We start from the raw sequence: 12,678 nt of genomic DNA, 5'->3' as shown, positions 1-12,678 counted from the left end.
GCACCCCATGACAGGGACTCCCGCAGGGGCACCCCGACCGGCCTAACCTCGAACCATGGACAACAGGGCGGACGTGCGGGAGTTCCTCGTGTCGCGGCGCGCGAAGGTGACCCCCGAGGCGGCGGGCGTCGTCGGCGGGGCGAACCGGCGCGTCCCGGGTCTGCGCCGCAGCGAGGTCGCGAGCCTCGCCGGCGTGAGCGTGGAGTACTACGCCAAGCTCGAGCGCGGCGCGGTCGGCGGGGCCTCGGCGTCCGTCCTCGACGCGGTGGCCCGGGCGCTGCAGCTCGACGACACGGAGCGCGCGCACCTGTTCGACCTCGCGCGTGCGGCCGACGGCGTCCCGTCGTCGGGACGCGCGCGGCGCCGCGCGACCCGGTCGCCGGCGCCCCGGCCGAGCCTGCAGTGGGCGCTGTCCGCGATCACCGACGGCGTCGCGTTCGTGCGGGACCAGCGCCAGGACCTCCTGGCGACCAACGCGCTCGGCCGGGCCTTCTACTCCCCCGTCGTCGGTGACGGCGGCCGGACGCCGAACCTGGCCCGGTTCCAGTTCCTCGACCCGGCGGCGCGGGACTTCTACCCCGACTGGGACCTGTTCGCCGAGATGTGCGTCGCGATCATGCGCGCCGAGGCGGGCCGGGACCCGCACGACAAGGGCCTGCAGGACCTCGTCGGCGAGCTGTCGACGCGCAGCGAGACGTTCCGCCGGCTGTGGGGCGCGCACGACGTGCGCACGCACGGTGCCGGGACCAAGCGCTTCCACCACCCCGTCGTCGGCGACCTCACGCTGGCCTACGAGGAGCTCGCGATCACGGCCGAGCCCGGCCAGGTGCTGCTGGTCTACACGGCCGAGCCGGGCTCCCCGTCGGCCGAGCGCCTTCGCCTGCTGGCGTCCTGGGCGGCCGACACCGTCGGCTCCCGAGACGCTGCCGTCGCCCCGGTGACCGACCGATGACCGACCGGCGCCCGACCGACGCCCGAGGCGGGACCGCACCGCCCGGCCCCCCGAACCGCCCGAACCCCCGACGAGAGGACCGACCGATGCTGCTGGAGGACTTCCTGGCCCACGTGCGTCGCGGAGACGTCATCGAGGGCGGCTCCGCCGAGCACGCGTTCCTCCACGAGACCGCGCAGGAGGCGCTGCGGATCACCGCGGAGCTGAACGGCGGGTACCGCACGCCGCAGGAGGTGCGCGCGCTGCTGTCCCGGCTGACCGGCCGGACGGTCGACGAGTCGGTGACGGTGTTCCCGCCGTTCTCCTGCGAGTTCGGGAAGAACCTCGTCCTCGGGCGCGACGTCTTCCTCAACATGGGCTGCCGCTTCCAGGACGCCGGCGGCATCACCGTCGGGGACGGGACGCTCGTCGGGCACGGCGCCACCGTGGTCACTCTCAACCACGCGGTCGACCCGGCCCGGCGCGCCGACATGGTCCCCGCACCCGTCGTGATCGGCCGCCGGGTGTGGATCGGTGCTGCCGTGACCGTGGTCCCCGGCGTGACGATCGGCGACGGCGCGATCGTCGGCGCGGGCGCGGTCGTGACCAAGGACGTGCCCGCCGACACCGTCGTCGCGGGCGTGCCGGCCCGGACCATCCGCGCGACCGGGTTCGACTCCTCCGGCGCCTGACGCACGAGCCCTGGGCCCTGCCCGGACCACCGTGCCACGATGGAGCCATGGCTCGCCCTGCCGAGGTCCCCGCGTGGGAGTTCCGGCGCGCGGACGGCATGATGCCGGGCGTCGCCGACTCCGTCGTCGGGTACGACGCCCACGGGGTCGACCGCCCGATCCACCGCGGCCTGCCGTCGCCCCACCTGACCCTGATCCTCACGCTCGACGAGCCCGTCGTCACCGGCTGGTCCGTCGAGGAGGCGTCCGGGCCGTCGGCCACGCGCGTCGACGTCGTCACGGCGGGGCTGCACACGCGCCCGGCCTACGTCCGCCAGCCACCCGCACAGTCGGGGATCCAGGTCGCGCTGCTCCCGACGGCCGCGCGGGCGGTCCTCGGCGTGCCCGCCGCGGAGCTGTGCCACCGGACGGTCGAGGGCAGCGACGTGGCCGGTCCGGAGATCGGCCGTCTCCGCGCGCGGCTGATCGAGACCACCGACTGGCCGGAGCGATTCCTCCTGGTGCAGGAATTCCTCCGCGGCCGCGTGGACCGGGCCGCCGACCGTCCACCGGTCCGGGCGGAGGTCGCCGAGGCGTGGGGCTGGCTCGTGCGGCACCGCGGCACCGGCCGGGTCTCCGACCTGGCCCACCACGTCCTGCTCAGCCCGCGCCAGCTGCACGCCGTCTTCACCGCGGAGCTCGGCGTCGGCCCGAAGCGGTTCAACCGCCTGCTCCGGCTCCAGCGGGCGAAGCAGCTGATCGGGAGCCGGGTCGCCCAGGGCAGTGACGTGGGTCTGGCGGACGTCGCCGCCCGGTGCGGGTACGCCGACCAGGCGCACCTCACGCGCGACTTCGGCTCGCTCGTCGGGACCAGCCCGTCGCGCTGGCTGGCCGAGGAGCTCGGCACGCTCGCCGCCGAGGGGTACCCGGAGGGCGACGACGGACAGGCTCCACCGAAACCTTCAATCTCTGCCGGTGGCCCGCGCGGCAGGGTGGTGCCATGAGCACGGAGACGAGCAGACAGAAGAGCAGACCGACGAGCACGGACACGAGCACGGCCGACGGCGTCCCGGCCCCGAGCGTCTGGCCGACGCTCCGCGCCCGGGACGCGCACGCCCTGATCGACTTCCTCACGACGGTGCTCGGCTTCACCGCCACGGCGGTGCACGCCGACGGGGACGTCGTCCAGCACGCCGAGCTGACCTGGCCCGAGGGAGGTGGGGTCATGCTCGGCAGCGACCGGCCCGGCACCCCGTGGACCCAGCAGCCCGGGACCGGCGGGGCCTACGTGGTGACCGACCGGGTGGACGAGGTCCACGACCGGGCGGTCGCCGCAGGGGCACGGATCGTCCAGCCGCTGAGCAGCCCCGACTACGGGGGCCGCACCTTCGCGTGCGCCGACCCCGAGGGCAACCTGTGGTCCTTCGGCAGCTATCGCGGCGAACCGGCCCGGCGGTAGCCGACCCGCACCGCGCGTCCTGCGCTGCTCACGGGACCGGGGCGGGCCGCCGCTCCTCGTCGTCCTCCGCCGGCGCGGGCGCCGGCTCCGGCTCGGTGTCGGGAGCCACGTCCGCCGCCGGCTCCGGCTCCGGCTCGGTGTCGGGAGCCACGTCCGCCGCCGGCTCCGGCTCCGCGGCGGGAGCCACGACCTCTCCCGGTCCCGGCTCGGCGTCCGGAACGACGTCCGCGGCCGGTGCCGCGCGCCGCCTCCGCACGGTACGGACGGTCAGGACCGCGCCGGCGAGCACCGCGACCCCCAGCAGGACGACGGCGACGCCCACCCAGGTGGCGAGGCCGGCGCGGGTGCTCGTCCGGTCGGCGAGCCCCACCGCGCCGTCGAGGTCACCCCCCGCGAGCACGGTCCGGGCCTGAGCCGCCGAGCCGTCGACGTCGAGGACGAGCTCGCCGAGACGCGAGACGGGGTCGCGGTCCACCGCTGCGGCGTCCGACGCCTGCCCGACGCTCCGGATCGCCCCGGCAGCCCGCGGCAGGAGCGCCGCGACGGCGGCGTAGTCCTCGGCGTCGGCGGCCGCCTCGTACGCCTCGCGGACGCCGGCCGGGACGGCGAGGCCGGTCTCCTCGGCCGCGTCCTGCACGACGCTCGCGTCGCCGGGTGCGTCGCCCAGGGCGGCGACCGCGTCGTCGAGCTGGGCGTAGCGCCAGTGCGTCATCGCCGACCGTGCACCGAGCGGCGCCTGCCACGGGCCGTCGGTCTCGTCGAGCACCGCGTACGTCGTGAGGGCGTCGGCGCGCCCGTCGAGGAGGTCGGCGTCCGCGCCGTCGACCACCCAGGTCCGGAAGACGTCCGCGGCGTCGCCGACGCCGCCTCGCACCTCGACGAGGTCGAGGAACCGGCGCCAGTCGGTCCGGCCGCCGTTCTTCTCGGCCGCGCCCGCCTCCTCGAAGGCGCTCTCGCCGGCGTACGACGCCGCCACGATCTCCGTGAAGGTCTCGTCGTCGAGATCCGCGAGGAGCTCGGAGACCGCGGTGTACGACGCCGCGTACCCGTACTCGTCGACCGCCTCGGCGGCCTCGCCCATCGGCTCGGTCCACTGGGCGAGGGGCACCGCGACCTCGGCGGCACGGTCCGGCACGTCCCAGCCCTCGAACGTGCCGCCGGTCCGGGCGACGACCTGCTCCGCGACGACCTCCGTGAGGCCCTCGTACAGCCAGCGCTCGCGGACGTGCACCGGGTCGAGCCACGCGTGCGTCAGCTCGTGGAACAGCAGGCCCTCGTCGAGGTCCTCCGGGATGACGATCTCGTCCGCGTCGGGGTCGAACCACGCATACCCGAGCACCTGCGGCGAGACGTCCTCGCGGATGACCTCGAGCCCGCCGGGCCACGGGTGGCCGATGACGTCCTCGAGCACCGGGAGCCCCTTCTCGACCTGCGTCTCGACGAAGTCGGCCCACTCGCCGTCACCGGGGAAGCTCTGCAGGGTCAGGGTGGTGTCGCCCACCTCCAGCGCGCGCTCGTCGGCCGCCTCCGGGTCGCGTGCCGAGACGACGGCCCAGATCCCGTACTCGTCGGTGCTCTCGCGCGTGGAGTACGTGACGACCCCGCCCTCCTCGCTCCTCGTGAACACGTCGGTCGTCGCGTCGAACGTCATCGATGCGGGGAGCACGACGTCGACGCCCACCTGTCCCGGCTCGCCGATCCCCTGGACGGGGAACGTCGCGTACCCCTCCCCCACCCGCGTGAGACCGGCGGAACGGATCGGCTCGCCGGCCACGGAGTACGTCCACTCGATGGTGCGCGACCTGCCGTAGTTCAGCGGGGAGAACCTCGCGGTCGCGAGCGACGTGCCGGGGTCCTCGGTCGGCTCGACCGAGACCGACAGCTCGGCGCCGTCGCTCGTGGCCCGCACGTCCGTCGCGCTCACCGGCACGGGGATCGCGTAGCTGTCCCAGTAGTAGAAGTACGCGCCGTCGTCGGGCTGCACGTTGCGGATCGTGACCGTCACGGATGCGGCGACGGCGCCCGCACCGGCCTCCAGGACGAACCTGCTCTGCGACGTCTCGTCCAGCCCGTCGTCCTCCGCCGCCGCACCGGGCGCGACCACGACGCTCGCTCCGAGGAGCCCTGCGACGAGCAGCCCCGTCGCTCCTCGTCGCGCCGCCCGGCCGACCGGCTCTCCCGCGCGAGACCTCCCGCGCACCCCACGTCCCTGCACCACCGGCGTCTCCGTCGTCCGCGCTCCACGGCCGCCACGCGGCCGGCGCCCCGTGGGCGTCGGCGAACTCTACCGTGCGCGCGCGATACCGCGGTCCCGTTCCGGATGCACTCCGGAGGGAGCGCTGGGATGCTCCGAGCATGTCGACACCGAAGCCAGCATCCGACGCCATCGTCCAGCAGCAGCGCGCGCTGCTCGAGAGCCTGCCCTTCTCCGACACCCAGGACTTCGACGACGCGACCCGCGGCCTGATCGGCCGGCGGAGCCCCAGCGCCGTGACGGCCGAGGACGGGCGGGTCGTCTGGGACGACGACACCTACTCCTTCCTCCAGGGCGACGCCCCGGACACGGTCAACCCGAGCCTGTGGCGGCAGTCGCAGCTCGTCTCCCAGCAGGGCCTCTACGAGGTCGTCGAGGGCATCTACCAGGTGCGCGGCCTCGACCTGTCGAACGTCACGTTCGTCGAGGGGACGACGGGCGTGATCGTCATCGACCCCCTCATCTCGGTCGAGACGGCGGCCGCCGCGCTCGCGCTCTACCGCGAGCACCGCGGCGACCGCCCGGTGACGGGCGTCATCTACACCCACTCCCACGTCGACCACTTCGGCGGGGTCAGGGGGATCGTCGACCAGGAGGACGTCGACTCGGGACGGGTACCCGTCCTCGCGCCGGCCGGGTTCGTCGAGCACGCCGTCGCGGAGAACGTCTACGCCGGGACCGCGATGACGCGACGGGCCGGGTACATGTACGGTGCAGCGCTCACCCGTGGCCCGCAGGGACAGGTCGGTGCAGGGCTCGGGCAGACGACGTCCGTCGGCTCGGTGAGCCTCGTCGTCCCCACGGTGGAGATCACGACCACCGGCCAGGAGGAGACGGTCGACGGCGTCCGGATCGTCTTCCAGATGGCGCCGGACACCGAGGCGCCGTCGGAGATGCTCTTCTACTTCCCCGACCACAAGGCGCTCTGCGCCGCCGAGGACGCCACGCACAACCTGCACAACCTGCTGACGCTCCGCGGTGCCGTGGTCCGCGACCCGCACGGCTGGTCGCGCTACCTCACCGAGACCATCGACCTCTTCGGCGACGACGTCGAGGTCGTGTTCGCGTCGCACCACTGGCCGACGTGGGGCAACGAGCGGGTCATCCACTTCCTCTCCCTCCAGCGTGACCTGTACGGGTACCTGCACGACCAGACCGTTCGGCTCATCAACCAGGGACTCACAGGTCCGGAGATCGCCGAGCAGATGACCCTCCCGCCGGCGCTCGAGGACAGCTGGAGCACGCGTGGCTACTACGGCTCCGTGAGCCACAACGTCAAGGCCATCTACCAGCGCTACATGGGATGGTTCGACGGCAACCCGGCACACCTGTGGGAGCACACGCCGGTCGAGCGCGCGAAGCGGTACGTCGAGCTCGGCGGCGGGCCGGACGCGGTCGTCGAGAAGGCCAGGGCGTCGTTCGACGCCGGCGACTACCGCTGGGTCGCCGAGGTGCTCAACCACGTCGTGTTCGCCGACCCGGACCACGCCGCGGCGCGCGACCTCCTCGCGGACACCTACGAGCAGCTCGGCTACGGCTCGGAGAACGGCACCTGGCGCAACTTCTTCCTCTCCGGGGCCACGGAGCTGCGCGACGGCCAGTTCGGCACCCCGACCGACACGAACGCGCCCGACGTCGTGGCCCAGCTGACCCCGACGCTGCTCTTCGACGCGATCGCGGTCCAGGTCGACGGACCTCGCGCGTGGGACGAGCGGCTCACGATCGACGTCGTCCTCACCGACACCGACGAGCGCTACCGCCTCCGCCTCGCCAACGGGGTGCTCTCCTACAGCGGTGCGCCCCAGCGCGGCACGGCAGACCTCACCCTGACCACGACACGGCGGACGCTGCCGGCCATCGCGCTCGGCGCGCTGTCGCCCGACCAGCTCGCCGAAGCCGGGATCCGGACCGAGGGCGACGTCTCCGCGCTCGCGCGGCTCGGCGCGCTGCTCCAGCCCGGCGACAAGGACTTCGCGATCGTCACGCCGTGACGCCCGGGCAGCTCCCGTAGAGACGGCTAACCCCGGGTCGCGGCCCCTCCACGTGCGTGGAGGGGACGCGACCCGGGGTCCGGCGTCTCAGGACCCGGCCGTCTCGGAGCGAGGGTCGCGCTCGCGCCCGTCGCGCCGGGTGCCCGCACTGTCACCGTCCGCCCGGTCACCGTCCGTCGGGTGTCCGTCCGCCCGGTCACCGTCCGCCCCGTTGGCGGCGGCGGACTCACGGATCTCGCGTCCCTGCTCGATGGCCTCCTGCCGCTTCGCCTCGCGCTTGTCGCTGGCCTTCGTGTCCTTCGGCGGCAGCTGGATGCTCTCCTCGGCCGCGATGCCCGCCTGGAGCTCCCGGCCTCGCTCGAGCTCCGCGTCCAGCTCCGCGCCGAACAGCAGCGCGAGGTTCGTGATCCACAGCCACAGGAGGAACACGATGATGCCCGCGAGCGAGCCGTACGTCGCGCCGTAGTTCCCGAAGTTCCCGACGTAGAACCCGAAGCCGGCCGACGCGATCGCCCACACGAGCAGCGCCACGACCGCGCCGACGCTGATCCAGCGGAACCTGGGCTGTCGCACGTTCGGCGTCGCGTGGAACAGGACCGCCAGGAGCACCACGACCAGCGCGAGGACCACGGGCCACTTGAGGACGTTCCACACGGTGACGGCCGTCGAGCCGAGCCCGATCGCGTCCCCGACCGAGCGCGCGATCGGCCCGGTGAGCACGAGCGCCGCGATGACGAGCGCCGCGAGGACCACGGTGACCACCGTGACGAGCAGCATCACGGGGCGCAGCTTCCAGATCGGCCGCCCTTCGTCGATCTCGTAGATGCGGTTCATCGCCCGGCCGAACGCTCCGACGTACCCGGACGCCGACCACAGCGCGAGCGCGACACCGACGACCAGGGCGAAGCCGGCCCGCCCGCCGCCCCCGGCAGCGTTCTCGACGAGCGGCTGGATGGTCTGGAGGGTGTCCTCCGGGACGATCCCCTCGAGGAAGGTCATCACCCGGTTGACCATGCTCTCCGCGTCGCCCACGAGGCCGAGGAGCGAGACGAGCGCCAGCAGCGCGGGCGCCGCGGCGAGGACCGCGTAGTACGTCAGCCCCGCGGCCAGGTCGAGGCACTGGTCCCGGGAGAACTGGCTCACCGTGCTCTTCAGGGAGTACTTCCACGACGGCGCGTGCAGGTCCGTCGGGTCGTCGGGCTTGCGGCGGTCGTCCGGGGCCGGGACGTCGGTGCGCTGCCCGGCGCGGTCGCTGTCGGTCATGTCGCGCCCTCTTCAGTCGTCGGTGCCGGACGGGCCGTCGGACCGGGAGCCGCCCTCGTCGTCGAGCTCGCCACCGTCCGCTGGACGCCGCGGGTCGCCCGGGTCGACGTCCGTCGGGACGTCGGGGTCCTTCGGGAGCGCGTCGTTCGCGAGCGCGGGGAACGCGCCTGCGGTGCCGATGTCCGGCTCGCCCCGCACGTCGTCCCCGCGGCCCCGCTCCTCGGCCGTCCCGCCGCCCTGCGGCTCCGTCTCGCTCATCAGCGTCCCCTTCGTCGATGTGGTCGGCACGTCGGCCGACGCCCTCCCCCGAACCTAGGTCGGTCCGTGGCACCCACAACTGGAGGGCGTTCACCCGGCGGACACCGACGTCTGGCACGCTGCCCCCGTGGAGCACCGCGACGACCCGACCCTCGCCCGTCGGCTCGGCACCGCCGACGCCGTGACGATCGGTCTCGGGTCGATGATCGGCGCGGGCGTCTTCTCGGCGTTCGCGCCTGCCGCGGCGGCTGCCGGCACCGGCCTGCTCGTCGGGCTCGCGCTCGCCGCCCTCGTGGCGCTCGCCAACGCGACGTCGTCCGCGCAGCTCGCGGCCCAGCACCCGACGTCCGGCGGCACGTACGTGTACGGGCGCGAGCACCTCGGCCCGTGGTGGGGCTACGTCGCGGGGTGGGGTTTCGTCGTCGGGAAGACGGCGAGCTGCGCCGCCATGGCGCTCGTCGTCGGTGCCTACACGGCGCCCCCCGGGTGGGAGCGGGCCGTCGCGGTGGCGGTGGTCGTGCTGCTGACCGCCGTGGGGTACCGCGGCGTGACGCGCACGGCGCAGGCCGCGCGGCTGCTCGTCGCCCTGACCCTCGTGGCCCTCGCCGTGGCGGTCGCGGCCGGCGCGACGAGCGGGCGGGCCGACTGGTCGACCGTCGTGGACGCCGACGGCGCCCACGGCGGCTGGTACGGCGTCCTGCAGTCCGCCGGGCTGCTGTTCTTCGCGTTCGCGGGCTACGCGCGCGTCGCGACGCTCGGCGAGGAGGTGCGCGACCCGCGCCGGACGATCCCGCGCGCGATCCTGCTCGCCCTGGGGATCGTCGTCGTCCTCTACGGCGTGGTCGCGGCGACGCTCCTCGCGGTGCTCGGTCCGGACGCGCTCGCGACGTCCCTCGCACCGGTGTCCGACGTCGCCGCGGCGGGCGGGTGGGGCTGGGCGCCTGGCGTCGTCGCCGTGGGCGCGGTCGCGGCGAGCGTCGGGGCGCTCCTCGCGCTGCTCGCGGGCGTGAGCCGCACGACGCTCGCGATGGCGCGGGCGGGCGACCTGCCCGGCTGGCTCGGTGCGGTGCACCCCCGGTTCGCGGTGCCGCACCACGCGGAGCTGGTGGTGGGCGCGGTCGTCGTCGCCCTCGTGCTCACGACGGACCTGCGCGGGGCCATCGGGTTCTCGTCCTTCGGCGTGCTCGTGTACTACCTCGTCGCCAACCTGTCCGCGCTGCGGCAGACCGGCGGTCACCGGCTCTACCCGCGGGCGCTCCAGGCGATCGGGGTCGTCGGGTGCGTCGCGCTCGTCGTGACGCTACCGCCGTCCGCCGTCGTCGCCGGGGTCGTCGTGCTCGCCGTCGGCGTCACGCTCCGGTGGTGGCGCGTGCGACGGCGAGAGCGACGCGCGGCCTGACCGCGACGCGGTGACGCCGTCAGCCCTCGGCGATCTGTGCCAGGGCGGCGAGGTGCGCCTCGACGGCGCGGCGTCCGTCCGGGGTGAGCGTCACCCACGTGAGGCGGCGGGCGTCGCTGCGGGCGGGCGAGCTCTCCTTGCGCACGGTGACGAAGCCCGCGTCACCGAGCACCCGGAGGTTCTTCGACAGGTTCGCGTCCGTGAGGCCCAGCGTGTCGCGCAGGAGCGCGAACTCCAGCTCGGCGCCGCGCCGGAGCACCCCGCAGATGCGCAGGCGCACGGGCGAGTGGATGACCTCGTTGAAGGCGGGCGCGGTGCCGGCGCTCACGCCTCGCCCACCGCCCCTCGCAGCTCGGCGCGCACGGCGTCGTCGTACCGGCGGCCGAGCGCCACGCACGCGGCGAACCCGATCGCGGCGGGCAGCAGCACCCACGCGTACCCGACGGGTGTGAACTTGACGACCATCGCGGCCCCGAAGCACAGCAGGCACAGCACCGCCATGGTCCCGAGGATGCGCTTCGACCGCGGACCGGCCGGCTGGCCGATCCAGAGGCCGTAGCGCCGGCGGTAGACCAGGACGAGCGCCGGCAGCGCGAAGATCCCGACGGGCACGAAGGCGACCGACGCCGGGGACGGCAGCGCCTGCGTGCAGACGATCAGGGCCACGATCGCGCCGAGCAGCGGGTGGTACCACCTCGGTGTGACGAGCCGGTCGGCGAGTCGTGCGTCGTCGGCACCGAGATCCGCGAGAGCGTCGCGAGCCTCTGCCGGAGTGGGCCTGGGCGCGGCACCGCCATGGTCGTTTTCCATGTCGGCAAGTCTATGGATGACTTTCCCGGTTGGCAAGCCATTCCGCACCGCCGGATGTCGTGACGAGGAGCTAGTGCCCCGCGCCGAGCCTGCCGGCGAGGCGGTCGAGCCGCTCGGTGGTGTCCGGGTTGGCGCCGACGATGGTGACGGTCTTGCCCTTGGCCTCGTATCTCGTCCGGATGGCGTCGAGCGTCGCGACGGTGGACGCGTCCCACACATGGGCCTTCGTCATGTCGATGACGACGTCCGCCGGGTCGCCCGCGTAGTCGAACCGGTAGACGAGGTCGTTGGACGAGGCGAAGAAGAGCTCGCCCTCGACGGCGTAGGTGCGGGTGCCGCCCCCGGCCCGTGACGCCGGGCCGTCCAGCCGGGTGACGGTCGTGAGGTGCGCGACGCGGCGGGCGAAGAGCACCGTCGCGACGAGCACGCCGACGATCACGCCGTAGGCGAGGTTGTGCGTCCACACCGTGACGACGACGGTCGCGAGCATGACGGCGGTCTCCGACCGAGGCATGCGGCGCAGCGTGGACGGACGGACCGAGTGCCAGTCGAACGTGCCGATCGAGACCATGATCATCACGGCCACGAGGGCGGCCATGGGGATGATCGCGACGACGTCGCCGAGCCCGACGACGAGGATCAGCAGGAAGACGCCGGCGAGGAACGTGGAGATGCGCGTGCGCGCCCCGGAGACCTTCACGTTGATCATGGTCTGGCCGATCATGGCGCACCCGCCCATGCCGCCGAAGAAGCCGGTGACGACGTTCGCCACGCCCTGGCCCCACGCCTCGCGGGTCTTGTTCGAGCGGGTGTCGGTGACGTCGTCGACGAGCTTGGCCGTGAGGAGCGACTCGAGGATCCCGACCGCGGCCATGGCGAGCGCGAAGGGAGCGACGGTCTGCAGCGTCTCGAGGTTCAGCGGCACGTCGGGGAAGAGCAGCGACGGCAGCGAGTCGGGGAGCTCCCCCTCGTCGCCCACGGTCGGGACGGCGATCGCCGCCGTGACGGTCGCGGCGGTGAGGAGCACGATCGCCACGAGCGGCGCCGGGACGACCTTCGTCCAGCGCGGCAGGAGGACCATGATCGCGATACCCACCGCGACGAGCGGGTAGACCGTCCACGGCACGCCCCGCAGGTGCGGGAGCTGCGACAGGAAGATGAGGATCGCCAGCGCGTTGACGAACCCGATCATGACCGAGCGCGGGATGAAGCGCATGATCCTGGCGATCCCGAGCAGGCCGAGCGCGACCTGGATCACGCCCGCGAGGATCACCGTCGCGACGAGGTAGTCCACGCCGTGCTCGCGCGCGACCGGCGCGACGACGAGCGCGACGGCGCCCGTCGCGGCCGAGATCATCGCGGGACGACCGCCGACGAACGCGATCGTGACGGCCATCGTGAACGACGCGAACAGCCCGAGGCGCGGGTCGACGCCCGCGATGATCGAGAACGCGATCGCCTCCGGGATGAGCGCCAGGGCGACGACGAGGCCGGCGAGGACCTCCGTCCTCAGCCGGCGGGGCGACCTGAGGGCACCCCGCACCGAGAAGGACTCGTCGGCCTCGGGCGCGCCGGTCACGGGCCGAGGCGCGGGGGCGGGGTCGGGCGGGGAGGGAGGGGCGTCGGACGGCACGGGGCAGAA

The 12,678-nt window shown here is 73.9% G+C and carries 12 protein-coding genes; 6 read left to right on the top strand and 6 right to left on the bottom strand.

The window, feature by feature from the left end; genetic code table 11:
• The first annotated feature begins 55 nt into the window (after window positions 1-55).
• The 4 genes from ACWPWV_RS09710 (at window position 56) to ACWPWV_RS09695 (ending at window position 3,061) form a co-directional block, all read left to right on the top strand.
• Complete coding sequence (locus tag ACWPWV_RS09710) at window positions 56-952, top strand: helix-turn-helix transcriptional regulator (protein ID WP_454042718.1); 897 nt, start codon at window positions 56-58, stop codon at window positions 950-952.
• 86 nt (window positions 953-1,038) lie between these two features.
• Window positions 1,039-1,623, top strand: a complete 585-nt coding sequence (locus tag ACWPWV_RS09705; RefSeq protein WP_454042717.1) for a DapH/DapD/GlmU-related protein — start codon at window positions 1,039-1,041, stop codon at window positions 1,621-1,623.
• 47 nt (window positions 1,624-1,670) lie between these two features.
• Window positions 1,671-2,606 carry a helix-turn-helix transcriptional regulator gene (locus ACWPWV_RS09700; RefSeq protein ID WP_454042716.1) on the top strand — a complete coding sequence of 312 codons (936 nt, stop codon included), beginning with the start codon at window positions 1,671-1,673 and terminating at the stop codon, window positions 2,604-2,606.
• The gene (locus ACWPWV_RS09695; RefSeq protein WP_454042715.1) at window positions 2,603-3,061 is read left to right on the top strand and encodes a VOC family protein; all 459 of its coding nucleotides are present in this window, start codon (window positions 2,603-2,605) and stop codon (window positions 3,059-3,061) included. Before ACWPWV_RS09700 ends, ACWPWV_RS09695 begins: the two co-directional genes overlap by 4 nt.
• A 28-nt stretch (window positions 3,062-3,089) precedes the next feature.
• Here the strand turns inward: ACWPWV_RS09695 and ACWPWV_RS09690 are convergent, their stop codons facing one another.
• Entirely contained in the window at window positions 3,090-5,261 is a 2,172-nt protein-coding gene (locus tag ACWPWV_RS09690) for a hypothetical protein (protein WP_454042714.1), read from the bottom strand.
• Window positions 5,262-5,416: 155 nt separating this feature from the next.
• Here ACWPWV_RS09690 and ACWPWV_RS09685 point away from each other — a divergent pair, with 155 nt between their 5' ends.
• On the top strand, window positions 5,417-7,306 hold the full coding sequence (locus ACWPWV_RS09685; RefSeq protein WP_454042713.1) for an alkyl/aryl-sulfatase: 1,890 nt from the start codon (window positions 5,417-5,419) through the stop codon (window positions 7,304-7,306).
• A gap of 87 nt (window positions 7,307-7,393) precedes the next feature.
• Here ACWPWV_RS09685 and ACWPWV_RS09680 read toward each other — a convergent pair whose 3' ends face one another.
• Window positions 7,394-8,569, bottom strand: a complete 1,176-nt coding sequence (locus ACWPWV_RS09680; RefSeq protein ID WP_454042712.1) for a YhjD/YihY/BrkB family envelope integrity protein — start codon at window positions 8,567-8,569, stop codon at window positions 7,394-7,396.
• Between the two features lie 12 nt (window positions 8,570-8,581).
• Window positions 8,582-8,827 carry a hypothetical protein gene (locus tag ACWPWV_RS09675; protein ID WP_454042711.1) on the bottom strand — a complete coding sequence of 82 codons (246 nt, stop codon included), beginning with the start codon at window positions 8,825-8,827 and terminating at the stop codon, window positions 8,582-8,584.
• A 127-nt stretch (window positions 8,828-8,954) separates the two neighbouring features.
• Between ACWPWV_RS09675 and ACWPWV_RS09670 the strand changes: the two genes are divergently transcribed.
• Window positions 8,955-10,226 (top strand): APC family permease, encoded by a 1,272-nt coding sequence (locus ACWPWV_RS09670; protein ID WP_454042710.1) that lies wholly within the window; start codon window positions 8,955-8,957, stop codon window positions 10,224-10,226.
• 19 nt (window positions 10,227-10,245) lie between these two features.
• On the opposite strand, the gene ACWPWV_RS09665 is transcribed toward ACWPWV_RS09670, so the two are convergent.
• From ACWPWV_RS09665 to ACWPWV_RS09655, 3 genes are all read right to left on the bottom strand, one after another.
• On the bottom strand, window positions 10,246-10,554 hold the full coding sequence (locus ACWPWV_RS09665; protein ID WP_454042709.1) for a transcriptional regulator: 309 nt from the start codon (window positions 10,552-10,554) through the stop codon (window positions 10,246-10,248).
• Window positions 10,551-11,036: a hypothetical protein gene (locus ACWPWV_RS09660; protein ID WP_454042708.1), complete on the bottom strand. Its 486-nt coding sequence runs from the start codon at window positions 11,034-11,036 to the stop codon at window positions 10,551-10,553. The genes ACWPWV_RS09665 and ACWPWV_RS09660 overlap by 4 nt, the downstream gene beginning before the upstream one ends.
• A 70-nt stretch (window positions 11,037-11,106) precedes the next feature.
• Complete coding sequence (locus ACWPWV_RS09655; protein WP_454042707.1) at window positions 11,107-12,615, bottom strand: SulP family inorganic anion transporter; 1,509 nt, start codon at window positions 12,613-12,615, stop codon at window positions 11,107-11,109.
• Between the last annotated feature and the right edge of the window lie 63 nt (window positions 12,616-12,678).

It is taken from the genome of Cellulosimicrobium sp. Marseille-Q8652, from assembly GCF_965112045.1.
Note: the sequence above shows the minus strand (reverse complement) of the source record. Positions and strands in the feature narration are given on the sequence as shown.